Here is a 25,630-nt window from a genome sequence, read left to right as displayed (position 1 = left end):
CTCGTCGCTGGTGGGTGACCAGCCCATTTAATCGCAGGTCGCATCCAAAAGGACGCAGACATCCGCAGCGGGACTTGCATATTTGAGCGGGAGCGCAGGTGATTCTGCGCTCCCGCCGCAGGCGATCAGTTCTTGGCCTGATACTTGTCGAGGTTTTCCTTGGTCACCAGCTCGAAGGGAATATAGACCTTCTTGTCGACGGCCTCGCCCTTGGCGAGCTTCAGTGCGGCATCGACCGAGCCCTGGCCTTGGCCGGCTGCGTTCTGGAACACCGTTACGTCGAGGTCGCCCGCAGCCATTGCGGCGAGTGCGTCCTGCGTCGCGTCGATGCCACCGATGACGACCGAGTCCATCGAGCGGCCAGCGGCCTTCAGCGCCTGGACGGCGCCGATCGCCATTTCGTCGTTGTTCGAAATGACGGCATCGAATTCAACGCCGGCCGAGAGCCAGTTCGTCAGAAGGTCCGACCCTTGCGTACGCGACCAGTTGGCCGTCTGCTCCTCGACGATCTCGATACCCTTGCATTGGTCGGTCGCAAGCACGTCGTGAATGTCCTTCGTGCGCATACGGGCGGCCTGGTTGGACAGTTCGCCCATCATGACGACGGCCTTGCCCTTGCCGCCAAGCATCTTGCAGATTTCCTGCGTCTGCAGCGTGCCGGATTCCTGTTCGTTCGACGCGACGAAAGCCTGCTTTTCCGGCAGGGTGTCGACGTTGACCGGCTCGCGGTTGACGTAGACGAGCGGAATGCCGGCGTCGGCTGCAATCTTCGACATGGCTGCCGTCGCATCGGTATCGACCGGGTTGACGATGATGGCGGTCACGCCGGCTGCGATGAAGTTCTGGATCTGGCTCTGCTGCTTCGAAACGTCATTCTGCGCGTCCTCGATCTGCAGTTCGACGCCGTCGAGCGTCTTGGCGTAATCGGACATGCCGTTGCGCAAGACCGTCAGGAAGTTGTCGTCGAAAAGGGCCATCGACACGCCGATGGTTTCGGCATGCGCGGCCGCCGACATCATCACGGCCAGCGCTGTACCCAGCACGAATTTCTTCATTGTCACTCTCCTCCACAATGGTGCCCGGCGACACCTTCTCCTGCCGGGAGCGCAATCCTTGCCGGATTGCGCTCATTCACATTGAAAGCGCCACTCCCGTTACGCCTTCGGATAAAACGGAATAAACGAACCAGTAAATTGCGAGTACGGAATATGTATTCCATTTTGTGGGGCGCCGTCAAGACCTGTTGCGGCGCTCCCATCGTTTTCCCGCAGCCAGGCCGCGGGGATCAGATTCGGGTTTGAATGTGGTCAACACTCTGCCTGATCGCAGCCGCCGGATCTGCGACCGCGTGAACTTCGGCGGCAAACGGTTCGAAAGAAAACGGCCCTGCATAGCCCTCGGCTCGCAGCCGCCGGATCTGGCCGACATTGTCGAGAAGGTCGTCCTGATCGACCAGAACGCGATGTGAATCGCGCAGATCGGAAACCGCGACCCGACCGTCGGGTACGCCGGAAATATGCACGAGCCCGGTCATCTCGGGATAGGTTGCGGGTTCTCCCGCGAGGTGGTGATGGAACGTATCGTGCACCAGTCGGAAGGTACTTTCTCCTCCGACCGCCTTGATCCCCTCGACAGCCTCCCTCTTCGAGCGCAGAGAGCAGATTTCGAAGCCCAGCGGCTCGACAAGGCCCACAATTCCGGCCGATTCAAGCATCGGTTTCAGCGCGGCAAGCGCTTCACGAAGGTTTGCCTGTCGCTCGCCGTCCGCCTGGCCCGTGCCGTCATTGACGGGGACGAGCACGAGGGCCTTGGCGCCGCAATCGCGCGCATAGGCGATAAGCTCTTCCGCCTCCGCTTGACGCGCCGCATTCCATTCGTTGAAGCGCTGTAAAGCGTTGATCGAGATAATTGTAATGCCATTGCGACTGGCAAGCGCCGCCACGTCCGTTGCGGGCGTGCCGTCGACGATGGCATTGCCCGAGAGGTCGTTGCGGATTTCGACGGAGGAGATCCCGAGGGATTTGGCAAGTTCGAAGAAGGCGCCGAGCGGAAGGCCGGGCGTCGTCATATGATTGAGGGCGAAGGGCAGGGTTGTCACGGGAATGTCTCCTCCAGTGGGACGGGTCACGCTTTGCAAATAGAACGTTCATTCCATTTACAGCGTCGCAGACATTTCACCAACTGCTGGAGGACAGTCAAAGAGCGAGTGACGCAAAGGACTTGCATTGCTGCAATATTGCCTTTCGTCAATGATTGGATTCTATCATCCTTCGCTAGATATTTTCAGGCGTGAAGAGATCGAAGGGCAGGAAGGTCTGCCCTGGGGCACCCGTCGGGCCCTTGTCGATCGCCTGGATCATCAGATTGACCGTTTCGCGCGCAAGCGTCGCTGTTGGGGTTGAGATCGCCAGCGTGACGACATCATCTCCGAGGGCCGCCCGGGACTCCGGCGTCAATTCGTTGACGACGGCAATAAGCTTGCCTTCCAGCTTATCCTCGCGGATTGCCGAGATGGCACCTTCCATGCCCCCTCCGCAGACATAAAAGCCGATCAGATCCGGGTGGCGTTGCAGGAGGTTCAATGTCGCCTCGTGCGTGATCTCGGCCGTATCGAGATTGACCATGGTATCAAGCACTTCGAAATCCGGCGCATGCTCGCGAAAATAGGAGCGGAACCCGATCTCCCGAAGTTCGTGGCCGAGGAAGCGATGGCTGCCGACGAAGGCCGCGACCTTGCCGGGGCGTTTGGCTGCCTTGGCGATCATCCATGCCGCGGTACGGCCGACCTTGTGGTTATTGAGCCCGACATAACCTTCACGCACGCCAGCCGCGAAGTCCGAAAGCAGCGAGAAAACCGGAATCCCGCGTTCCTTCAACTCCTCGATCGCGGCCGTCACCGCCGGATAATCAGGAGCGACGAGCGCTACCGCCTGGTTTCGCGCCGCAGCCGCACGAAGCTTTTCCGTAATCGCCGTTGGTGTCGAATTTGCTACGAAGTCGACCTGGGCGAAAACACGTGCGTTTGACAGCGAAAGCGCCGCGTTTTCGATCTCCTTCGCAACCGCCTTGTAGAAGGACTGGTCCGGCTTCTGCAGCACGAAGCCAAGTCTGTACTGCGGCAGGTCCTCGAAAACGCGCTGCCGGATGAGGCCGACTGCGTGGTAGCCGATAGACTTGGCTGCCTCGTAGACCCGGCGCGCCGTCTCCTCCCGCACGGGATGCCGTCCGTTCAGAACGCGATCGACAGTCGCGACGCTGACGCCGGCGGTCCGTGCGAGGTCGGCAATGGTCGGACGGTTGCTCATCGCTTCTCCTGATAGGTTTGCATCACAGATGATATGCAGAAGATGACATCATTTGAGAGAATATATCATTGCTGCATTGAGGCCTACCAAAAGTCAACCTATCGTCATTGCACGACATCGGACGCTCCTGGTCAAACTGGCCGGATCGCAGGGAGGAGAGCAAATGGCGATGGTTCCAACGAAGCGAGATTACAGTCTGGTTGGGCGCGATGCCCAGGCGGCTGTCGCCAACGGCCTCTCAGCGGCGGAGTGGTATCACACGGAGATCCCGCGCAAGCAGATGAAGGAACTGATGAAGCGTGAGAACGGACCCGCGATCCGCGATACCGTGATCTGGCTCGGTTGCCTCGTTCTTTTCGGTGGGCTCGGCATCACCTTCTGGGGCACCTGGTGGGCCGCTCCGTTCTTCCTCGCATACGGCGTTCTCTACGGCTCGGCCTCCGATAGTCGCTGGCACGAATGCGGGCATGGCACCGCGTTCAAGACGATGTGGATGAACAACGCAGTCTACCAGATCGCCTGCTTCATGATCATGCGCAATCCCGTCACCTGGCGTTGGAGCCACACCCGCCACCACACAGACACGGTCATTGTCGGCCGCGATCCTGAGATCGCCGTCATGCGGCCGCCGGATCTCTTGCGCCTGGTCTTGAACTTCTTCGGCATTCTCGATGTCTGGCATGCAATGGTCGACATGGTTCGCAACACGCTTGGCATCATCAGTTCCGAGGAAGCGACATTCATCCCGGAAATGGAACAGCCGAAGGCGATCCTCGTTGCCCGCATCTGGTTTGCCATCTACGCCGCAACGATCGCGCTCTCGCTCTACCTCGGTTCGATCCTGCCGCTGATGTTGATCGGTCTGCCGCGGCTCTACGGTGCCTGGCACCATGTGCTGACCGGGCTGTTGCAGCATGGCGGCCTCGCCGACAACGTCACGGACCATAGGCTGAACAGCCGCACGGTCTACATGAACCCGGTCAGCCGCTTCGTCTATTGGAACATGAACTACCATGTGGAGCACCACATGTTCCCGATGGTGCCTTACCACGCGCTCCCGAAGCTGCACGAAATGATCAAGCACGATCTGCCGGAGCCGAACCCGTCGATGCTGCATGGCTACCGCGAGATGATCCCGGCCTTCCTGCGGCAGTTGCGCAACGAGGACTATTTCTTGAAGCGCGAACTGCCGGCGACGGCGAAGCCCTATCGGGAAGAGTTTCACAGCGACGCGATCGTGCATGCAGCCGAATAACCAACGAAAGGAATGGGAGGAAGTCATGAGCGGAAGCTGGGTCGAAGTCTGCGCGGCGGACGAAATCGACGAAGAAGACGTCATCCGATTTGACCACGAAGGGCGCACCTTCGCTGTCTACCGGAGCCCGGATGACGAATATTTCGCGACCGACGGGCTTTGCACGCACGAGCACATCCATCTGGCGGATGGCCTGGTGATGGACGACATCATCGAATGTCCGAAGCACAACGGTCGCTTCAACTACAAGACCGGCCAGGCCAAGGGCGCCCCGGTCTGCGTCAACCTGAAGACCTATCCGGTGAAGGTCGAGGCAGGAAGCGTGTTCATCGCGATCGCTTGATCGCGGCTTCAACGCGAAGAACTCAGCGAGAGCGGGCAGGGAGGTTGAAATGGGTGGAATCGTCATTGTTGGTGCCGGTGAATGCGGCGCGAGAGCCGCCTTTGCCCTGAGGGAGAGGGGCTACGACAGGTCAATCACGTTGATCGGTGCGGAGCCGCATCTTCCCTATGAACGGCCGCCTCTTTCGAAGGACGGCCTCAGGGATCAGCTTCAACCGAAATATGTCGCCGATGCCGAGCGCTATGCGAGCGCAAGAATCGACGTGCTGACCGACACCCCCGTCAAGGCCATTGATCGCGTCGCCAAGCGCGTGGAACTCGTCTACGGCGGCAGCATCGCCTATGACCGGCTATTGCTGACGACCGGCGCCCGAGCGCGAACGATACCCGGAACCGATGATGCGTTTCGGCGCGTACGTACTCTCAGAACGCATTCCGACGCCGAGGAAATCCGACGCGAACTTCTGCCCGGGCGGAGGTTTGCCATCATCGGTGGTGGATTTATCGGCTTGGAGCTCGCGGCAACGGCGCGCACCCTCGGGGCAGAGGTTGTCTTGATCGAAGGGATGCCACGCATCCTTTCGCGCGGCGTGCCGGCTGAGATCGCGACCGTCGTCGCAGATCGGCACCGCACGGAAGGGGTCGACATACGCTGCGATACGAAAATCGATCGCATCGATACTGATGAGAACGGCGTGCGTATCCTGCTTGCGAACGGACAATCGGTCGATGCAGATTTCCTGGTCGTTGGCATCGGCGCATCGCCGAACACGGAACTGGCAGAAGCCGCTGGCCTTCAGGTGGAAAACGGCATCGCCGTCGACGAGACGCTCAGGACTTCGGATGCCGACATATTTGCGGCCGGCGATTGCTGCTCCTATCCGCTCTGTCATTATGGCGACCGCCGCGTGCGTCTTGAGGCTTGGCGCAATGCGCAGGACCAAGGAACACTCGTCGCCGGCAATCTGCTGGGTGCGAGTGAGACGGTCACCAGCGTGCCGTGGTTCTGGTCCGACCAATATGACCTGACGCTGCAGATTGCCGGACTTGCAGACGGAGCGACTGTGACCGTGCGGCGCGATCTCACAGACGGCGCCTTCATTCTTTTCCATCTCGACGACACCGGGCGGTTGCTTGCCGCTTCCGGCATCGGCCAGGGAAATGCCGTCGCGCGCGATATCCGGCTGGCCGAAATGCTGATCGCGGCCGGAAAGCGGCCCGACCCTCAGGCGCTCATCTCGCCGGAGACCAAACTCAGGGCCCTGCTTGCCGCCTAGTGCGAGAGCTTGTCGCTACCCCTTACTTGCTCACTGATATCGGAGACTTCTCATGAAAAGCCGCCGCCCGACCGTTGCCGACCTCCTTTCGATGAAGGGCAAGCGCCAGCTCACCATGTTGCGTGTGGAAACGCTTGACGAAGCCGAAGCGGCGGAAGCCGCCGGCATTGACCTCGTCTCCGTACCGCCGGCACTTCTGGGGCCGCAGTTTCGGGAAGTGGCGCCGACCTGTTTTGCTTTTCCCGGACTTGAGTATGGCGACTACGTTTCGGCGGAGGAATACATCCGTGCGGCATTCAAGGCGCTGAAGGCCGGCGGCGATGCGGTCTATTGCGCCGCCGGTCTTTCGACCGTTCGACGCATGCGGGAAGAGGGCATTCCGGTTTGCGGCCATGTCGGGCTCATCCCATCCAAGGCCACCTGGACCGGTGGTTTCCGAGCCGTCGGCAAGACCGCGGCTAGCGCGCTCGAGATCTGGCGGCAGGTGAAGGCGCTTGAGGAAGCTGGCGCCTTTGCTGCCGAAATCGAGGTCGTCCCTGGCGACGTCGCATCGGCGATCAGCGCGCGAACCTCGATGCTGATGTTGTCGATGGGGGCGGGGGCGGGTTGCGACGCCCAGTATCTGTTCGCCGCCGACGTGCTCGGCAGCAATCGTGGCCACGTGCCGCGCCATGCCAAGACTTATCGAAACTTCGCTGCCGAGTATGACCGCCTGCAGCGCGAGCGGATTGCCGCCTTTTCGGAGTTTGCCGAAGACGTCCGGTCCGGGGTTTATCCGCATCAGCGGCATCTCATCGGCATCGAGGAGGCGGAACTGCGCGCGTTTCTGACAGAGCTCGAGCGCGGCTAGGACCGAACGACTTGCGCCGGAGAGGGCGGTTGGTATAGTCCCCGCACCAATTCAACTTATCTCCGCGATGGATCCCGATTTGAGCGCCCTTATCCAGGACAGTCTCACCTTTGTTGCCTTGCTTGCCGCGATCTATGCGGCGACCGTGCTGTTGTATTTCATCTTGGGCTACGGCATCACTTGGCTCAATGATCGCAACCCCGAACGCCGCATCCAGAAGGGGCGGCGCGGCGAGAAGCGCAAGGCCATCGAGATCCGCCAGAGCATGGCCTCGATCCTTGTCACCTGCACGTCCGTGGCGATCGGTCTCTTTGCCCAGTATCAGGGCTGGACCTTGTTCTCGCCCTGGTCCTTCAGCTGGTGGACGGCCGTTCCGCTCTTTGTACTTTGCATGATGCTCTTCGACGCCTGGTTCTATTTCGCCCATCGCCTGCTGCACACGAAGCTTTTCTACAAATACCACGTGCTCCACCACCGCAGCGTCGCGCCCACGGCCTGGAGCAACGATTCGATCGGCCTCGTGGATACGGCGCTGTCTCAGGGCTATTACGCGGTGGTCGTCTTCCTCGTCCCGTTCCCGCCGATCATTCTCTTGGCGCACCGGCTGTTCGACCAGATCAACGGCACCTTCGGCCATGCAGGCTTCGAATATTTCGCTTCGCGAACGGCGCGGTATCCCTCACCGATGCTTTGCACGACCTATCACGACCAGCACCACGCCGAGTTCAAATACAATTACGCGAACTATTTTTCGTTCTGGGATCGCGTGATGGGAACGGTCGCCCCGAATTATGATCGGCGTGTGGAAGAATTCGAAGGCCAAGCGCCGGCGCTCAAACTGCGACAATCTTTCGTGGAAAAGAACGTCGTGGAAGGGCCTGCTGTCGACTAATTCCAGGCGAATGTCCGAAGCATGCTGTGGATAACGGATCAGCCATTCCCTCAGAGTTCCGCTGGTATGCCTCTGCTTGGACCGTGGGCCCAACGGTTGTAGTTGGGATTCCGGCAGGTTCGTGATAGCCCGCGAAGGGCGTTATCCAATGAGCCCTGACACCACCGAATCGAGAGCCTCTCGCACATTGATTCGAGCTTCTTTCGAATCCGAGCTTGGACATGTGGTCAAGATCGAAGTGTACTTGGCAAAGGGAGTTACTGACACGACGTGATCGGGATTCACGTACACGGGAGCGTTATTATCTCCAACCAAGGTAAACTTCACCAATCGCATCGTGCTATTCCCGTCTGTCGCATGGTTTTCCCCGTGAAACACAGCATATCCTCATTCTTCTCACCAACCACCACTCCGTGGCGATTGCTACGCGACCCACTGCAATCGCCTTGTCTGATCCGCGATCCAAGAGACCGGACTGTCCGGCGGGAGATGTGTCTCGCCTACAACGTGTCGAAAAGCATAGGAGATTCCTTGCTCGCGCATCTAGTTACTTCTCGTGGACTTTCTTGTAATGGCTTTGTCCGAAAAACTCGATACCGTTTTTGATTGGAAGATGATGAGAGAGGTTGATCGAGTCGAGTTTAGTGTTGCACTTGCGGGTGCCGCGGACCGTTACGCTGATCGACCAATCATGGTTTCGGTCTACGATCCCGATCACCGACTTGGATGGCGCCCACAAGTTCTTTTTAAGCGACGTGACCGGACACCTTCCACGGTCCTTCGCTCCTTCCTCATTAGTCGGAAGGGGCGTGGACGATTCTACGGCTGGACCCCGGTGCAATTGGACGCCATTGCCTTGGCCGCCGATCCTGATACCGCGAATGATGCAGCTAGGATCCAGCCACAAGTCAGGCTGCGGCGCCTGTCCCTTATCGAGGTCGCCGTTTTGATCGCCTGTCGACGGACCCTGGCCTTCCTTCAAATAATTCGCCTTTTTCTCGCAGGTAATAAGAAGGGCGCAGCGTTTCGGTTCGTTAGGCAATGTGATGCACTTTCCGCGCCGTACTACACCGACTGGGTAGAAGCGCAAGCGCGTGCTGAGGTGGGGGAGGCTAGGACCGATGTGCAGGCCTCCAAGAGACTGCGTGTGCTCGTATCGATTGAAGGCGGTAACCCAATCGCCGCCGCAGAAACCAGAGATTCGTTGAATGCTCAGTCTTGGCGATGTTTTCAGGAGGCAACTGAGGCAGACGTTGTGAAACTACTCGAATGCAACAAGGCGGATAGTGACGCACTTTGGATGCGGCTTCCGGCGGGTATGCGACTAGCCGAGCGCGCACTGGAAAGACTCGTGGAGCCATTCGCATTTTCTGAAGATGTTGCTCTCTGTTATTCTGACGAAGACCGTATAAATGTGCGAGGCAAGCGCTTTGCCCCTTTCTTTAAGCCCGCTTGGAACGCGCCACTCGTTCGCTCGGGCTGGCTACCATTAGAAGGAGCGTTATTTCGCCTGTCCCGCATTCCCGCAAGCGTTGCTGTGGAAAGTGCCTCGACTGCGGAGATTGCGCTGGCAGTCGCGCAGGCGCGGACAGGTGAGCTGCTGCACTTGCCACGGGTTCTATTACACCGCGGGCCATCATGCCATTTACCCTCGACCCATGCCAAAGTTGCTCAACCCAAACACTTACGCCCGGCGGTCAGCGTCATCATTCCGACGCGCGACAGAGCCGACCTGCTTGGGGCCTGCCTGAAAGGCTTGTTTGAAAACACCGCCCCAGCAGATCTTGACGTCATCGTCATTGACAATGAAAGCTCCGAACCAGCGACGCTCGCTTTGTTCTCGCTGTATGAGCAGTCTGAGAGTATCCGCCGAATACCGCTTCCGGGAGGTTTCAATTTCGCCCGCGCCTGCAACATTGGTGTCGATGCAGCCCAGCACGACCTCATACTCTTGCTGAACAATGACGTGGAACCGATTGATTGCCATTGGCTCGAGTGTCTGGCAGGTGAGCTCGATGATTCCACCGTCGGCGCCGCCGGCAATTTGCTCCTATTTCCCGATGGCTTCGTTCAGCATGGTGGAGTGACGCTCGGTGCGGGGACAGTCGCGCGGCACAGCTTTCACTTTCTTGATCCGAAGGACGACGGCGACAGGGGGCTTTTAAACCAGCGACGCGATTTGTCGGCCGTAACCGCCGCTTGTTTGCTGACACGCAAGGACCTGTGGCGCCGCCTGGGCGGCATGGAGGAGCAAAAACTGACGGTCGCGTTCAATGATGTGGACTACTGCCTGAAGCTACGTGAAGCCGGCTTCCGTATTGTCTGGACGCCGGAGGCGGCGATGTTGCATAGAGAGAGCGTCTCGCGTGGCGCCGACGATACGCCGCAAAAGCTTCAGCGCTTTGCGCGGGAAGAACGAGCCATGCATGAGCGCTGGAGCGATAAGTTGAAAGCCGATCCTTACTACAATCCGAACCTTTCACTTATCGCCGAAGAATTCGTTCTCGAAGCCCATCCGAGAAATCTCTGGCCGAGGTCTAACGATTGAGCAACGCGCGCGAACGACTGGCCCGCTGGATTGAGCGACGGCTGCCTCGACCGCGGCTGCGCGAGGGAGCCTCCGGTCGTCCGCGGCGGCCGGTGACTCGGATCATTGTTTTCGGCCGGATACCGAACCCGACTTTCGATTACTACCTCGCAGCCCGCCTTCAGGCACCTGACATGCCGCCGTATGAGGTGGCGGATATCCGGGGTCGTGAAACGCCGACTCTGAATGCAGACGGAGCCTTCGTCATCATATGCCGCTACGCATCTGGGCCCGTGCTACGCTGGGTCGAGAGGAATTCGGAGCGTCTCTCCGGCGTGGGTTTGTTTCTCGATGACGACATCCCAGCCGTTGTGACGGGGAGGGACGCAGATTTTCGCTATCGGCTATTTCTCTGGTACCGCGCTCTTTCTCCACTCCGGCGTCTAAACCGGCATCTGGATATCGTCTGGGCCTCTACGCCGCACCTCGCATCTAGATTGTCGGAGGCGAACGCGCTGGTATTGCCACCGGCACCGCCAATGGCTCTTTGGTCGCGCGCTCGAGACGATCTCGATGCGCGAGACCCGACTAATCGGGAGGTCTTGATCGGATATCACGCGACAGGCGTTCATCTGGAGGAGCATCGGTTCCTTCGGCCGATTATTGCGGAAGTTCTGCGTGAGCGTCCGCTAGTTCGGTTTGAGGTATTTGCAGATCGGCGTGCCAGAGCGATCTGGCAAGGCCTCGATCGTGTGCAAATTCGTGAGCCGATGCCGTGGATGGAGTATCTCGCCGACGCTGACGCCCGGCGAATTGACATCATGCTCGTTCCGTTGGCGCCGTCGCATGTAAATGATAGTCGCGCACCGACGAAGCGCATTGACGTGGCGCGATACCAGGCGGCGGGGGTTTTCTCTACGGGCGCGGCGTATGGCCACGCTTCGAGTGGCGTCGAAATGCGGCACCCCTATGACCCAACTAGGTGGCGCGAAACCATCTTTCTGCTCGTCGATGATCTTGAAGAGCGCGACAATGCTGCGAGTGCGACTCGTATGGCCGTCTTGCAAATGACCTTGGCAGCAGATACGGGATTTGAGGCCCTTAAGGCTTGATGAAAAACTTGATCAATCATTCGAGTTGATTGCGTCTTTGAACGCTAGAACTGCGGGTACTTTCCGGATGACTTCTAAGATAGTGTTGCTTCGTGCCAAACGCTTCAGTGACGAACGGGGATGGTTCTCTGAAGTCTACAACGAGAAGGTTTTTACGGGTTATGGTATCGAGGATCGCTTCGTTCAGGACAACCATTCGCTCTCGGTTCCTGTAGGGACTTTGAGAGGGCTGCATTTCCAAACCCCACCTTTCGAACAAGCCAAACTCGTACGGTGTATCCGCGGTCGGATTTTCGATGTCGCTGTCGACATACGTCGAGCGTCGCCGACGTTCGGGTGGTGGGTCGGTGCCGAGCTTTCAGCGGAGAACGGGAACCAACTCTACGTCCCAGTTGGTTTTGCGCACGGTTTCGTGACACTCGAACCCTCGACAGAAGTGACCTACAAGGTGTCCAATCTTTACTCTCCAGAGAACGATAGCGGCATCCTCTGGAATGATCCACAGATCGGGATCGAATGGCCTCTGCCTGTCGGGATCGAGCCCATTTTGAGCCCCAAGGATGGGCACCAGCGGCGGTTGCGTGATTTTGACAGCCCCTTCGTCTACGACGGGGTGCCGCTCGAATTGGTTGAACGGTAGATTTCAGAAGGACTAGCCATGCGAATTCTCGTTACCGGCGGTGCAGGCTTCATCGGATCTGCTCTGGTTCGGCACCTCATTGAGAATACCGAGCACGAAGTCTTGAACTTCGACAAACTGACCTATGCTGGTACGCTCACATCTTTGGCCTCCGTTGCGTCGTCCCCACGGTATCACTTTAGGCGGGGAGATATCTGTGACGAAGGCGCTGTCGTTGCAACTATCGGCGATTTTCAGCCAGATGTGATTACCCACCTAGCCGCAGAATCGCATGTCGACCGGTCGATTGACGGTCCGAACGCCTTCATACAGACGAATGTGGTCGGTACCTATACCATGCTATCGGCGGCGCTGGACTACTGGCGCAAGCTTCCGGTAGACCGCGCGCAGAGCTTCCGGTTCCATCATATCTCGACCGACGAAGTATTTGGTTCGCTCGGTGAAACGGGCTACTTCACCGAAAGAACTCCTTACGATCCCCGTTCACCCTATTCGGCGTCCAAGGCCGGCTCGGATCATCTCGTCTCCGCCTGGGGACACACATTTGGTCTGCCCGTCCTGATTACTAATTGCTCGAACAACTATGGCCCCTATCATTTTCCTGAGAAACTCATCCCTTTGATTATTGTGAAGGCGCTCGCTGGCGAGCCACTCCCCGTCTATGGTAATGGCACGAACGTCCGTGACTGGCTGTATGTGGAAGATCATGTTCGCGCGCTGCAATGCGTGTTTGAAAATGGCGTCCCTGGCCAGAATTACAACGTTGGCGGCAACTCGGAACGTCGGAACATCGATGTCGTGAAAACTGTCTGCGAAATTCTGGATCGCTTGCTCCCGCGCGACGATGGGCAATCCTATGCCGACCAGATTACCTATGTCACCGATCGCCCTGGACACGACCAAAGATATGCGATCGATGCAGCGAAAATTGGCAGAGAGCTCGGCTGGCGACCGGTTGAAAGCTTCGAGAGCGGGATCGAGAAGACCGTCGCCTGGTACTTGAGCAACCGGGACTGGTGGGCCGAAATTCTTGACCGTGATCAAGCTGCCCGACGACGAGGCTTGGGTGCGTGAAGATGCGGCGGATTTTGCTTACAGGCGGCACGGGGCAGGTGGGGACGGAGCTCCTCCGCTGCCAGTGGCCCAGCGATATAGAGCTGATTGCGCCCAGCCGTCACGAATTAAACCTCTTGGATTGCAGCGCTTTGTTGCGTTACGTCGCCGATGGCGGGTTTATCGCGGTTGTCAATGCGGGAGCCTATACCGCGGTCGATAGGGCAGAAAGTGATGTTGTAACTGCATGGAAGACCAACGCGTTGGCACCTGCAGCACTCGCGTCGGCCACGCGGTCCGCAGGAATCCCGATCATTCACCTTTCTACGGACTATGTATTCGACGGCTCGAAAGGCAAGCCCTACACTGAGGATGATCCGGTTGCGCCCGTTGGGGTTTACGGCGCTTCTAAGGAAGCAGGAGAGCAGGCCGTGCGTACCGGTAACCCCAGGCATATCATTCTGAGGACTGCGTGGGTCTTCAGTCCCTTTGGCACAAACTTCGCAAAGACAATGTTGCGCCTGGGCAGCGAGAGGGAGCTTGTCAGGGTTGTTGACGACCAGTTCGGTTGTCCTACTGCGGCATCGGATATCGCTTCTACTGTCCGCTTGATTGCACTCCGGCTAATCGAGGGCCCGCAGGCACCTTTGGGAACGTACCATTTCGTAAACGAAGGTGAGGCCTCCTGGTACGAGTTCGCACGCGAAATCTTCTCCAGGCAGCAACTCAATGGCGTGAAGGTTCCAAGAGTCGAAGCAATCGCCACGGAGGATTATCCGACGCCAGCGAGGCGCCCGAAGAACTCCAGGCTCTCGACAGCCAAACTGGCTCGGGACTACTCGGTAAAGCCACGCGACTGGCGAGCAGCCTTAGAGGGCGTTCAGCAAATCCTCTCGTCCGGCCAACATTCGTAAGGAAATCCACGCTATGAAAGGCATTATTCTGGCCGGAGGATCCGGCACTCGACTGCATCCGGCGACCTTGGCTGTCAATAAACAGCTTTTGCCAGTTTATGATAAGCCGATGATCTACTATCCGTTGTCCGTGCTGATGATGGCGAAGATTTATGATGTTCTCATTATCTCCTCGCCCGATTTCATTGACGGCTATCGCAGGCTCTTCGGTGACGGTTCAGCTTTGGGGTTGAGGATTTCCTACGGGATCCAGACGCGGCCAGACGGCTTGGCGCAGGCCTTCACGATCGGTGATGCGTTTATTGGCAAGGATAGAGTTGCGCTGGTTCTTGGAGACAACATCTTCTTCGGCGCAGGGCTTTCTGACTTGCTTGCAACGGCGGCCGCGCGAACTGTGGGGGCGACGGTCTTCGCCTATGAGGTGGACGATCCGGAAAGATACGGCGTAGTGGAATTAGATGAGCGCGGACGCGCCGTTAGTCTTGAAGAAAAGCCGACCGCGCCGCGCTCCCGCTTCGCGGTGACAGGTCTTTATTTCTATGACAATGACGTCGTGGAGTACGCAAAACGTCTCAATCCATCTGCTAGGGGTGAGTATGAGATCACGGATCTCAACCGCCTCTATATGGACCGTGGGATGCTTCATGTAGAGAAAATGTCGCGCGGATATGCGTGGCTCGACACTGGTACACACGACAGCCTGCTTGAGGCCGGTGAGTTCGTTCGTACAATACAGCATCGTCAGGGAACGAACATAGCCTGTATTGAAGAAATTGCCTATCAGAACGGCCTGATTACGCGCGATCGTTTAAAAGAGCTTGGCGGTCTTTACGCGAAGACGGCATACGGGCGATACCTATTGAAGATCGCAGATTTCGAAGCAAGCAGCGGCGGTGTATAGCAACTCATCACGAGCGGCTCATTTGAAGTAGCGCTCTCAATGTTGCACTTGTTCGCTTTCGCACGTATCCCCTGCGGTACGGCGGCAGGGCGCAAGCAGTGAAACTCGATCTCGTCGCCCTTAGTGGCGCAAGTTGTCAAAGGCATATTGCATGTTGAATTGGTTGGGAAAGTTTAAACAAGCCAACAAACCCGTCAGAGAATCACGTGAATCAATTTTTGATCAATATGAGCTGCGGCGGCCAGACCATCAGAATGCTATAGACGCGCTGCCCGGTTGGAGTTCGGCGTTTCCTGGCCATCTTCAACTCCAGGCCGGGAACCACCCCCTCTTTGCTGATAGTAGGATCGCGTGGGCGCTTGAGCAATTTGGGGCCATAGAGGGCAAAACGATCTTGGAGGTCGGCCCGTTGGAGGGCATGCACACATTTATGCTTAACGCGCAGCGGCCTTTGCGCATTGACGCTGTTGAGGCAAATCGACTTTGCTATCTGCGCTGTCTTGTTTCACGCCAGATCCTTGATATTGACCGCGCGCGGTTCCTGCTGGGGGATATTCAAGCTTGGCTGAGTGCGGGAGAAGTCGATGTCTACGACCTAGCCATTGCTTCCGGAGTTCTGTATCATATGGCTGATCCGGCCGGCTTCCTTCAGCAAGTTTCAGCGAAGGCGGGTGCGTTATATCTTTGGACCCACTACTTCGACGAGACGGCCATGCCGGCTGATGACGTGCGACGTTTGCCCTTCAGCGGAAAAGTTGAGATCAAGAGTGTCGGAGATACCACTGTTCGTTACTACGAGCGGAGTTATAACCACGCGAATTCACACCCTTCGTTCTGCGGGGGAATGAAGGATCGCCATTTCTGGCTGCACCGCGATGATATCCTATTGCTACTGAGCAAATTCGGATATGACGAGATACTCATTCAGGTGGATGAGCCTGATCATTCCGGTGGGCCCTGCTTTTCATTATTGGCCAGACGCCGTTAGTGTCGCGAGAAGCTGTTACCTCGACTTGAGGCTGAAAAAGTGCTGTTTAATGTCGAACGTGATCTCGGCGATCTCATCGAAGGGTACCTCATACCCGACGGTTTTTCAGATCACCCATCGATTATCGTCTCTGGTATTGAGGGGATACTCGCGCGGTTAACATGCGATCAGTATCGTGAGGCAGTGGTGGAGTCCGGGCGCCATGGAACCGGTTTGGTAGGGTTCAGAATTGATAACTCTGTCGTTGCCGACCTTGCTCAGCGAGAAATACTGGGGGTTCATGACGCTAAAAGTGGATTGCTTATTTACCGACGAATACCGGCAAGCAATAGGAAAAGCCTGAAGATTGTCCGTCTTGAGACACAAATAGTTCCCGCCACACGGTTGGATCGGTTTTGCAGTGAAGGATTCCAGTATGAACTTCATTCAGCGGAACGGTTTGGCCACGAAACAACATTGCAGGCGTTCCACCTTGATACGCTGGATTCGGTATACATCAGTGGACGCTTGCTCTTGAAGAACTACGAGGCTTTCTTAGATCGTGGCTTTCAAGCGGTCGCACTGCTTACCGAACCGTACTACGAGATGGCTGCACGCATTTTTGTTTTGAAAAAGATGGCGCGCGTGCCTTTGTCCTTTCTAGGGGATCGTGACCGTCTGATTTTGACCCCGGCGGCGGAACACTTCGCCGACGTGGATCTGCACAGTGAAGCATCTCTTAAGTCGGCGCTTAAAAAAGCGCCGCCAAAAGTACGGAGTGTCTTGACCTCACCGATGACACGGCAGCTCGTTTGCACGACACCGGAGCAGTTTGTCACTAAGGCCGATGTGGCCGCCGCTATTGAGCTGCTTTCTCGTTTCACGGTAGTTGGTCACGACAGCGAACCCTCGCTGTTTCAGTTTGGTGTAGCTGAACTTTTAGGCCGCCCGGCTGAGGATATTCCGCTGCCAACGCGACACAGAGTACTTGAAGAAGCGGCAGTTCGGTTGCGTGAGATACCTGCGGCCGAAACACTTGTGGAGCATGACCTTATTTTTGACCACTATGTGCGACAGGCGTTGCGAGTGGGAAGCTTCGAAAGCTAGCGATGAGTGCGTGGCGGATAAAACAGAAGCAAGTTGAAGGGAAAATAGTCGGGCCTCAGACTCGGCGCGAGCACTCCATGAGTGTGCGCCAGGTGCTGCCGACAATCCTACGTCGGCGAGAGCTGCGATCGATCGGGAATGGAACTGTCGACTTAGAGGCAATTGATGTTGACCCTGGGGAAGGTCGTCCTCGGACCAGCGGGAAATTTCCTGTTTGGTTGTCGACCTTTCTTGCGATGGTTGTTTTGCCTTTTTTGCTAAGCTCACTCTATTTTATTTTCATCGCCTCTGATCAATTTACAGCGGAGGCGAGGTTTGCGGTGAGATCGCTGGCTGACGACGCTTCTAGCGAAAGTCCGCAAAGTGGCAGTGTGCTGACAATGAGATCTGCTAGTCAAGATGCGTATGTCGTGACGAGCTTCATTCATTCAGCAGAGCTTCTAAAGCGGATTGAGGGAAAGATTGACTACCGCGGAATGTTCGCCCGGAAGAATATCGATTTCTTCTCGTCTTTTAGCACCGAAGGGGCAAACGAAGATTTCTTAGACTATTGGAAACAGCAAGTCACAGCCTATATTGACGGTCCGTCAGGCATTGTCACGCTTAAGGTGCGAACGTTCAGCCCCGAGGATTCGGTAATCCTCGCTTCTGCTATTGTGGAAGAGAGTGAGCTACTTATTAATGAAATGTCTGTTAGGGCACGCAACGATGTGCTTGCTAGCGTACGCGCAGAAGTCGAAAAAGCGGGGGACGTATATGGTAACGCCCTTGGAGAACTTAATCGATTCCAGGATGGCTCTGGTATTTTAAGTCCCCAGATGCAGGCTCAAGAAACCGGGAAGCTTGTTGCAAAACTCTTAGGCGAAAAGCTCGAGATCGAAACTCGCCAATTTGTTGCCAAGCAATCGTCAGCTGATCAGTCACCTGCTTATCAGCAACTTACACTGGCGCGCGAGAGTGTAGATGGACAGATTGAGCGTCTCAAGGCTCAATTGACCGGAACATCGGACGAAAGCCTCGCAAAGGCCCTTCTTCGCTATTCTGAACTAGAGACAAATCGTGTGGTAGCGGAAAAAATCTATGAATCGTCGCGGCAGGCTTATGAGGCTGCGCTCGCGGAGTCACTTCGAAAGGCTCTCTATGTCGTTGTTTTTGTGCAGCCAACTCTCCCAGAGAAGTCCCTCTACCCGCTTCGGATCTTCTCGCCTCTAGTAATCTTTCTTGGGTTGTCTGTGCTGTGGTCAACGTTGGCGCTCACTTGGGCATCCATACAAGATCACAGGCTCTAGAGGAATTCGATGATCCGATTTACGAACGTTTCAAAACATTTCAAAACACAGCATAATAAAAAAGTAATATTGGATAGAGCAAATGTGGATTTTTTGCCTGGGTATTCTTATGGTCTACTTGGCGTGAACGGCGCCGGCAAATCAACGACGTTGCGAATGATTTCTGGTACGATTCTGCCGAATGCCGGAAAAATTTACAAGGATTGTAGAGTGTCCTGGCCATTGGGGTTCGCTGGGGGATTTCACGCGGCTATGACAGGACTAGACAACCTTCGCTTTGTCGCTCGTGCATATGGCGAAGATGTTCGGCGCGTCTCGCGCTTTGTGGAGGAGTTTGCTGAGCTGGGGGACTATATTCACGCCCCCGTGAGGACATACTCATCTGGAATGTTGGCGCGGCTTGCATTTGGTCTATCAATGGCAATTGAATTCGATTGCTACTTGATTGACGAGATCACAGCGGTTGGCGATGCGCGATTTCAAGAGCGGTGTCGCGAAGCCTTTGAAAGACGTCGCAAGAATGCGGATCTGATAATGATCTCGCACGGTATGGACACAATAAAAAACTACTGTGATAAGGGTATGGTGCTCGTCGACGGACGATTAATCGTGTTCGATCAGGTAGAGCATGCCATAGAGGCGTACTATCGCCTGAATCGGTGAGGTGATCCATCCGCCCATTCGCTCTGGAACTGAAAACACGATGCCTCATCAATCTCAATTTCGAGTAAACAGCGCTGAGCAGACTGCGCTTGAAGTGAGCCGCGGTGTTTCTGTCCGCTTGGCAGCAACTGCTCGAAAACTTCGCTTCTCAACATCAAGCCGTAGTGAACACTTCAACGTTGCAGGGTTACGCCCGAAACTTTCTGAGCGATTAAATCGAATTGCGTTCGCTATTTGTACTGTTTTCCTTCTGATTTTTCCTAATATATTTTCGCTGGTTTACTATGGCTTTATTGCGTCTGATCAGTATCAATCGGAAACCCGATTCACGGTGCGTACGTCTACTCCGGCGCTGGGCAAGGATCAGCTTGGGAAGGCGACAGGCATACCAGCTGCAAAGATAGTTCAGGATACGCAGATCGTCGCCGAATTCATAACCAGCAGAGCGATGCTCGATTCCCTCCGGAAACGAATCGATCTTCGCGCTGTGTATGGACGTTCTGATATCGATCTGATTTCGCGTCTGGCGAAGGACGCGCCATCGGAAGATCTACTATCCTTTTGGCAAAAGATGGTCTCAACGTCGATCAGCCCTTCGAGTGGCATCATTACCGTGAAGGCTCGCGCGTTCTCTTCGGAGGAAGCGCAGCGAGTATTGACGGAAGTCGTTCGCGCCGCGGAGACTGCGGTCAATGACATGAATTACCGAATCTGGCGGGACGTAACAGACACTGCGCAGAAAAACCTAGATCGCGCTGCGGAACAACTGCGGCTCGCTAGAGGAAATCTGCAAGTCGCGCGGAACCAATCCGGGATGCTGTCCGTGGAAGGCACGGCGACCGTCATTGCGGCGTTGATTGAAAATGTTGAGCGCGAAAGGCTTGATCTTCAACAGAAGTACGATGTTCAGGTTCAATCCGTCGGCAAAGATGCGCCCCAACTGCGTGTGCTTCGGAGAGAGATCGCAAGCAAAGAACAGCAAGTCAAGGAACTGCGTGCTCAGCTCGCGGGTGGGCTCAGCGAAGGGGAGAATCTTGCACAGACCTCTACAACTTTCGCGCAGCGCCAGATGGAGCAGGGGCTGGCGGAGCAGCAGTTTACAAGCAGCGTGAAGACAATGGAACAAATTAAGTTTGTAAGCCGGCAGCAATTGTTATATCTCGACGCATTCCTCCTCCCGGACAAGCCGGATAAAGCGAAGTTCCCAAAGCGGGTATTTTGGATATTAGTAACACTTGTTAGTTCGCTTGTTCTGTGGGCAATGGCGATAGGTACGCTGGCGATTGTTAGGCGACGCATTCACCAATAGTGAAAATCAGAGTGGGTAAGCAGACTTAATTGCCGGGCCCCCAGCCTCTGGAAACCGACTTGTTCTACTGCGGTCGGTCGGACGATCTTTGCGAGTGACAATAATGGCACTGCTAGTAACACCCAACGATGAATTGAAACAAAGCGGCGAAAGTACGACTGGCGCCCAAATCTGGAGTGCGCAGGGCGATGACCCGGCGTTTAAGATCTCTTACTCGTTTCTGCGGCAACCAATTGTCATAGTCAGTATTTTCGGGATTTCGGGTGCCATCGACCCAAAGATCTATATTAACCGCGGGAGCGGATTTGCCGAACAAGACGCCGTCTCCTTTCAAAAACGAAACGGTTTTGTCTTCATTATGAATGTAGGAAAGTTTGGGTCACTTCGGGCGCTGCGCGTCGATCCAGCAAGTTTGCCAATTGATTTCGAGTGGCGGGTCGAGTCGTTTGAAGACGGTCGGGCAGGTATGCATCGTGCGCGGGAATTAATCGAGGGGCGGCCTGACGCACAACTCGTTGACGTCGGGCGCATACCCCGCTTCACGCGACCGAAATTCAAACTCCCATCATTTCGTCGAAAAAATGACAGCGTCAAAACCTATATTCTAGCCAACTATGCGCTCGCCGCGAGCAGTGCGACGCCTGCGTTCTGTGAAAACGGCTCGTGTTGGTTGAGCGTGGTCGTGCCCGTTTATAACACTCCAGTCCAATACTTGGACGAATTGCTTGCTTCGTTTCGATCCCAAGGAGTGGAGGGAATTGAGCTTATCCTTAGCGATGATGCCTCAACGTCGAATGACACGCTTACCTGGCTTGAGGCTCATAGAGGCGACGGGGTCGTCCAAGTGGTATTCAACCCACAAAACAAAGGTATTGCAGCGGCGACGAACGCTGGTTTGAAGGTGGCTCAAGGGAGCTGGGTTACATTTCTCGATCACGATGATCTAATTGCTCCTCATGCATTGAAGGTTTTAGCGGCCGAAATCGAAACCTTCAAAGAAGCTTATTTCTTCTTTACAGACGAAGTAATCGTAGATGACAGGCTCCACGCGAAGGGTTTGATGCTCAAGCCGAGTTATGATCCGGTCCTCCTGTCCGGGGTGAACTACATCAATCATTTCTCCGTTTATCGGCGTAGCCGCCTCGTTGAGATCGGATTCTTGAGGCTCGGTTTCGATGGATCGCAAGACTACGACCTTCTCCTTCGGTATTTGGAAAACATCCCCGAGGACAAAATTCGCCACATTCCCTATCCTGCTTATTGGTGGCGCCAAACGGGACAGAGTTATTCCGCAAAGTACATTGATAAGGCAACGCACAACGCGCGAAAGGCGATTGTAGATAGCTTTGCGCGATCTGGGAAAAAGATTGAAGTCCTCGAAGCCGCGACTAACACCCTCCATAGAGTTTCGTTTCAGCAACCTGAATGGCTGTGGCCAAAGATATCCATCATTATCCCGAGCAAGAACTCATTAGATTTTGTGGCACGGGTTTTGGAGGGGATCTTTTCTCACACAGACTATCCGAATTTTGAGGTAATTGTTGTGGACAACGGCTCTGACGACGACCGAGTGCTTGAACTTTATCGGCGCTACAAGTTGCAATACAACAACTTCACTTACGATATTTTCCGATCTGAGTTTAATTTCTCATATTCCGTGAACCGTGGCGTTCGAATGGCATCGGGAGAACATGTTCTGTTGCTGAACAACGACATCGAGATCATTGAGCGAGACTGGCTAAAGGAGATGGTACAATGCTTAGCATTCCAGCGGACGGGCATTGTCGGTGCAAAACTATTGTATCCCGATGATACAATCCAGCACGCGGGGGTCATTGTCGGATTTGGCGGATTAGCCGGGCATTGGTATTCTAGAAAACCAAACAATTTTGGCGGACCTATGAACCGCCTGCATGTGCGCAATTCCATGAGCTGCGTGACAGGTGCTGCGATGCTGATATCGGGAGATTGTTTGAAACATGTGGGTCCGTGGGATGAGGCGAACTTTCCAGTGGCCTACAACGATGTAGATTATTGTCTACGAGCTGGAAGTGCGGGATACCGAATTGTGTGGACGCCGTTCGCCTGCTTGTATCACCATGAATCAGTTTCGCGCGGTTCTGACGCCACTGGTTCGCGCCGCAGACGATTCGAGCGCGATAAGGAACGCTTGCGCTCTATCCACGCGACTTTTTCTTTTCGGGATCCAGCGATCAATCCTGGGTACTCAATAGACCACTCAGAACCGGTAGTACTGGAGCCTGCGAGCCTATTTTCATCACGCTGACCTGATCTGATTAGCGGCAACAATTCGTGCTTGACGAAGGGCGCGAGCGCCTTGGATGTTATGGGTCTAGTTTCCGCAAGACTCGAACAGGCCCGCCGATAAGTATCTCTCGGTCCATAGCTGGGATATCTAACCAATAGGATCTGATTGCAGCTTCGGCGGAGGCAAAGCTTGCGTCTTGGCGTGTGCCGAATAAGTTCCATGAAGTGAGATGTCTGGGCGCATCCGGATCAATCGGCCGGATTGCATATATTATTGAAGTTGGCGCTTGTGACTGGTGATAGATTCTTGCCTCTTCCTCCGTGGGAATTGCGAAGACACTGCTGAGCCGTGAGGGCGCGTTCGGTCTAAGCGCGAGTCGGGCGAATTCGAAGATCAATTGTAAGCCTCCGGTGGAGACCGCAGGTTACGCCGCCTGAGCGTTCAGCGCGTCTGGCTGCCAGTTCCACGGAAGCAATTGCTGCAGCTTGGTGATCGGCGTGTCGGCGATGCGGGCGAGAACGTCGGCAAGCCATGCCTGTGGATCAATGTCGTTGAGCTTGGCGGTCATGAGCAGTGTCGCCATGAACGCAGCACGGTCAGCGCCACGATCCGATCCGGCGAAGAGCCAGGACTTTCTGCCGAGTGCAAAGCCTCTGAGCGCTCGCTCGGCCGCATTGTTCGTCAGGCAAATCCGGCCGTCCTCCAGGAAGGACATGAAGCCATCCCAGCGCTTGAGCATGTAGTCGATCGCCTCTGCGACCGGAGAGCTGCGTGACAGCTTTAACCGCTCGGTTTGAAGCCAGGTCTGCAGATCGTCGACGAGCGGCAGGCTTTCCTTGTGGCGACGCTCCAGACGTTGATCCGCCATAAGCCCGTTGATCTCCCGCTCGATATCAAACAGGGCATCGATCCGTTTGACGGCTTCCAGCGCCATGGGCGAGACCGGCGCAGCGTTCTTTCCACGCTTGGCGCTTGCGGCAATGTCCGCGAGCACGAAGAATTTGCGCCGCGAGTGAGCCCAGCAAAGTGCCTTCGTCAGAGAACCGGGATCGCGGTCTACCTTGAACAGCGGATTGTAGCCGCCATAGGCGTCCGCCTGCAGAATGCCGGTGAAGGATTTGAGGTGGCGCTCCGGATGCTCCTGCCGCCGGTCCCGTGAGGCATAATACAGCGCGGCCGGCGGTGAGAGCCCGCCGAATGGCCGATCGTCCCGGACATAAGTCCAGATGCGGCCCGTATCGGTCTTTCCCTTTGCCAGGATCGGCACGGTCGTGTCGTCACCATGCAGACGCTCGGCGGCAAGGACATGCGCCTCGATCAGAGAGTGAATGGGCTTCAACGCTGCGGCACATGCTCCAACCTGATCAGCCAATGTCGACAAGCTGAGGTCGACACCTTCGCGGGCATAACGTTCGCTCTGACGGTTGAGCGGCTGGTGCTGGGCGAACTTCTCGAAGAGGATCATCGCCAGCAGGTTCGGCCCGGCAAAACCGCGGGGCGTTACGTGGAATGGTGCTGGCGGCTGCGCAATCTTCTCGCACTCGCGGCAGGTGAACTTCTCCCGCACCGTCTGGATGACCTTCCACTGACGCGGAACGACCTCCAGGGTCTCGGTGATGTCCTCACCAAGCTTCGACAGTTTTGCCGATCCGCAGCAGGCGCAATTCGTGGGAGCGGCGATGACGACGCGCTCGCGCGGCAGATGTTCGGGAAACGGTTTGCGTGATGGGCGCTTGCGCTCGAAGGCTTTGACAGCTGAAGCTTTGGCTGCGATCTCTGCCACCAGTTCATCTTCACCGGCGTCCGCTTCGAGCTCTTCGAGCTGAAGTTCCATCTGCTCCAGGAGCCGCGCCTTGCGCTCGGATCGGCTGCCGTAAAGTTCACGACGAACCTTGTCGATCTCCAGCTTCAGCCTCGCGATCAGCGCCTCGGAATGCGATACGAGTGCCTTTGCGCTAGCGGCTTCAGCCTTGGCGGTCGCCGCTTCTGCTTCGGCTGCAACACGTCGAGCGCGTTCCTGGGCCAGCAGTGCAACCGCACTGGCAAGGTCGTCCGGAAGCTCTTCGGTCACATTGCTCATGACAGGATGGAATCATATTCGACCCCGCCATTCCAGTGCTTTCGTTCACCCGGCGGACGTCGGCCGCCAGGTCTTTTGCGGCATTCGCCAGTCGATGCCTTCCAGCAGATAACCGAGCTGCGCAGGCGTGATTACCACCGTGCCATCGGCTGCCGATGGCCAGATGAAGCGTCCCCGCTCAAGCTTCTTCGTGAACAGGCAAGCTCCCTGGCCGTCATGCCAGATCACCTTGATCAAACCGCCGCCTCGGCCGCGGAATACGAACAGGTGCCCACACATCGGATCACGCTTCAGCGCCTCCTGTACCATCAACGACAGACCCGGAAAGCCTTTGCGCATGTCGGTATAGCCTGTCGCCAGCCAGACCTTTACACCTGTAGGGACCAGGATCATCGCAGTCCCAGCACACAGTCGAGAATACGGCCAAGCGCTTCGGTATCGATGTCGCTATCCACGCGGACGCGTCGGCCACGACCAAGTTCGATCGTTACATCACAGCGTTTGCGTCGGGGATGGGATGGTGCGGATGGCTCCGGTATAGCGGGCGAGCCTGCCGAAGCGGTCTCAGACACGATTACCGGCACCAACATGCTTGCCGCTCCTGCCGACGGTCCATCGACCTGGCAAAGCTCCTTGCGCCAGCGGAAGAGCTGGCTGACATGGATGCCGGCCGCGCGGGCAATCTCGGAGATAACCGCATCAGGCTCAAGGCAGGCGGCGACCAACTGCTCCTTCTCCTTGCGAGACCAGCGCCGACGACGCTCAACAGACGTGATCACTTCAATCGGATGCTTCGTCATAGGACTATCCCTAGTGTTTGCACTAGGACTTCCGATGTTGAGCGTCACCTCACAAGGCGGCCCTCACCGTGGGCTTAC

The 25,630-nt window shown here is 56.3% G+C and carries 23 protein-coding genes; 17 read left to right on the top strand and 6 right to left on the bottom strand.

What is annotated here, in order from left to right:
* Nucleotides 1–125 precede the first annotated feature (125 nt).
* The 3 genes from ACTJKE_RS27490 to ACTJKE_RS27480 form a co-directional block, all read right to left on the bottom strand.
* Complete coding sequence (locus ACTJKE_RS27490) at nt 126–1,055, bottom strand: sugar ABC transporter substrate-binding protein (protein ID WP_440636338.1); 930 nt, start codon at nt 1,053–1,055, stop codon at nt 126–128.
* Between the two features lie 230 nt (nt 1,056–1,285).
* Nucleotides 1,286–2,098, bottom strand: coding sequence for a TIM barrel protein (locus ACTJKE_RS27485; protein ID WP_440693051.1), 813 nt, complete (start codon nt 2,096–2,098; stop codon nt 1,286–1,288).
* Between the two features lie 175 nt (nt 2,099–2,273).
* Entirely contained in the window at nt 2,274–3,305 is a 1,032-nt protein-coding gene (locus tag ACTJKE_RS27480; protein ID WP_440693049.1) for a LacI family DNA-binding transcriptional regulator, read from the bottom strand.
* Between the two features lie 163 nt (nt 3,306–3,468).
* On the opposite strand from ACTJKE_RS27480, the gene ACTJKE_RS27475 reads away from it, so the two are divergent.
* The 17 genes from ACTJKE_RS27475 to ACTJKE_RS27395 all read left to right on the top strand — a co-directional run bounded on the left by ACTJKE_RS27475 (nt 3,469) and on the right by ACTJKE_RS27395 (nt 22,690).
* A complete protein-coding gene (locus ACTJKE_RS27475; RefSeq protein WP_440693047.1) occupies nt 3,469–4,560 on the top strand; it encodes a fatty acid desaturase family protein in 1,092 nt (363 codons plus the stop codon).
* Nucleotides 4,561–4,585: 25 nt separating this feature from the next.
* Nucleotides 4,586–4,903: a MocE family 2Fe-2S type ferredoxin gene (locus ACTJKE_RS27470; RefSeq protein ID WP_440693045.1), complete on the top strand. Its 318-nt coding sequence runs from the start codon at nt 4,586–4,588 to the stop codon at nt 4,901–4,903.
* A gap of 49 nt (nt 4,904–4,952) precedes the next feature.
* Nucleotides 4,953–6,179 (top strand): NAD(P)/FAD-dependent oxidoreductase, encoded by a 1,227-nt coding sequence (locus tag ACTJKE_RS27465; RefSeq protein WP_440693043.1) that lies wholly within the window; start codon nt 4,953–4,955, stop codon nt 6,177–6,179.
* A 52-nt stretch (nt 6,180–6,231) separates the two neighbouring features.
* The gene (locus ACTJKE_RS27460) at nt 6,232–7,029 is read left to right on the top strand and encodes a 3-methyl-2-oxobutanoate hydroxymethyltransferase (RefSeq protein WP_440693041.1); all 798 of its coding nucleotides are present in this window, start codon (nt 6,232–6,234) and stop codon (nt 7,027–7,029) included.
* Between the two features lie 79 nt (nt 7,030–7,108).
* Nucleotides 7,109–7,921: a sterol desaturase family protein gene (locus ACTJKE_RS27455; protein ID WP_440693039.1), complete on the top strand. Its 813-nt coding sequence runs from the start codon at nt 7,109–7,111 to the stop codon at nt 7,919–7,921.
* A 571-nt stretch (nt 7,922–8,492) separates the two neighbouring features.
* The gene (locus ACTJKE_RS27450) at nt 8,493–10,469 is read left to right on the top strand and encodes a glycosyltransferase family 2 protein (protein ID WP_440693037.1); all 1,977 of its coding nucleotides are present in this window, start codon (nt 8,493–8,495) and stop codon (nt 10,467–10,469) included.
* Complete coding sequence (locus ACTJKE_RS27445) at nt 10,466–11,560, top strand: hypothetical protein (protein WP_440693035.1); 1,095 nt, start codon at nt 10,466–10,468, stop codon at nt 11,558–11,560. Before ACTJKE_RS27450 ends, ACTJKE_RS27445 begins: the two co-directional genes overlap by 4 nt.
* A gap of 67 nt (nt 11,561–11,627) precedes the next feature.
* A complete protein-coding gene (gene rfbC / locus ACTJKE_RS27440) occupies nt 11,628–12,200 on the top strand; it encodes a dTDP-4-dehydrorhamnose 3,5-epimerase (RefSeq protein WP_113398872.1) in 573 nt (190 codons plus the stop codon).
* 18 nt (nt 12,201–12,218) lie between these two features.
* On the top strand, nt 12,219–13,274 hold the full coding sequence (rfbB, locus tag ACTJKE_RS27435) for a dTDP-glucose 4,6-dehydratase (RefSeq protein WP_440693033.1): 1,056 nt from the start codon (nt 12,219–12,221) through the stop codon (nt 13,272–13,274).
* A gap of 2 nt (nt 13,275–13,276) precedes the next feature.
* On the top strand, nt 13,277–14,167 hold the full coding sequence (gene rfbD, locus ACTJKE_RS27430) for a dTDP-4-dehydrorhamnose reductase (RefSeq protein WP_113398863.1): 891 nt from the start codon (nt 13,277–13,279) through the stop codon (nt 14,165–14,167).
* A gap of 13 nt (nt 14,168–14,180) precedes the next feature.
* Entirely contained in the window at nt 14,181–15,068 is an 888-nt protein-coding gene (gene rfbA / locus ACTJKE_RS27425; RefSeq protein WP_113398864.1) for a glucose-1-phosphate thymidylyltransferase RfbA, read from the top strand.
* 151 nt (nt 15,069–15,219) lie between these two features.
* Complete coding sequence (locus ACTJKE_RS27420) at nt 15,220–16,056, top strand: class I SAM-dependent methyltransferase (protein WP_440693030.1); 837 nt, start codon at nt 15,220–15,222, stop codon at nt 16,054–16,056.
* Between the two features lie 39 nt (nt 16,057–16,095).
* Nucleotides 16,096–17,142, top strand: coding sequence for a hypothetical protein (locus ACTJKE_RS27415; RefSeq protein WP_440693028.1), 1,047 nt, complete (start codon nt 16,096–16,098; stop codon nt 17,140–17,142).
* Nucleotides 17,143–17,219: 77 nt separating this feature from the next.
* A complete protein-coding gene (locus ACTJKE_RS27410) occupies nt 17,220–18,431 on the top strand; it encodes a capsule biosynthesis protein (RefSeq protein WP_440693026.1) in 1,212 nt (403 codons plus the stop codon).
* A 9-nt stretch (nt 18,432–18,440) separates the two neighbouring features.
* Nucleotides 18,441–19,094 carry an ABC transporter ATP-binding protein gene (locus tag ACTJKE_RS27405; RefSeq protein WP_113398866.1) on the top strand — a complete coding sequence of 218 codons (654 nt, stop codon included), beginning with the start codon at nt 18,441–18,443 and terminating at the stop codon, nt 19,092–19,094.
* A gap of 40 nt (nt 19,095–19,134) precedes the next feature.
* Nucleotides 19,135–20,403, top strand: a complete 1,269-nt coding sequence (locus ACTJKE_RS27400) for a capsule biosynthesis protein (RefSeq protein WP_113398867.1) — start codon at nt 19,135–19,137, stop codon at nt 20,401–20,403.
* A 103-nt stretch (nt 20,404–20,506) separates the two neighbouring features.
* Nucleotides 20,507–22,690 carry a glycosyltransferase family 2 protein gene (locus ACTJKE_RS27395; RefSeq protein WP_440693024.1) on the top strand — a complete coding sequence of 728 codons (2,184 nt, stop codon included), beginning with the start codon at nt 20,507–20,509 and terminating at the stop codon, nt 22,688–22,690.
* A 406-nt stretch (nt 22,691–23,096) separates the two neighbouring features.
* Here ACTJKE_RS27395 and tnpC read toward each other — a convergent pair whose 3' ends face one another.
* From tnpC to tnpA, 3 genes are read right to left on the bottom strand one after another with little or no spacing between them, the layout of a single operon-like run.
* A complete protein-coding gene (gene tnpC / locus ACTJKE_RS27390) occupies nt 23,097–24,752 on the bottom strand; it encodes an IS66 family transposase (protein WP_427142547.1) in 1,656 nt (551 codons plus the stop codon).
* Nucleotides 24,753–24,797: 45 nt separating this feature from the next.
* Complete coding sequence (tnpB, locus tag ACTJKE_RS27385; protein ID WP_427142548.1) at nt 24,798–25,145, bottom strand: IS66 family insertion sequence element accessory protein TnpB; 348 nt, start codon at nt 25,143–25,145, stop codon at nt 24,798–24,800.
* Nucleotides 25,142–25,552, bottom strand: coding sequence for an IS66-like element accessory protein TnpA (gene tnpA / locus ACTJKE_RS27380; RefSeq protein WP_427142549.1), 411 nt, complete (start codon nt 25,550–25,552; stop codon nt 25,142–25,144). Before tnpA ends, tnpB begins: the two co-directional genes overlap by 4 nt.
* Between the last annotated feature and the right edge of the window lie 78 nt (nt 25,553–25,630).

Origin of the sequence: Ensifer sp. 22521 (genome assembly GCF_052044795.1) — a bacterium.
Classification (GTDB): Bacteria; Pseudomonadota; Alphaproteobacteria; order Rhizobiales; family Rhizobiaceae; genus Ensifer.
The sequence above is the reverse complement of the archived record's forward strand: the minus strand, read 5'-3'. Positions and strand labels throughout refer to the sequence as shown.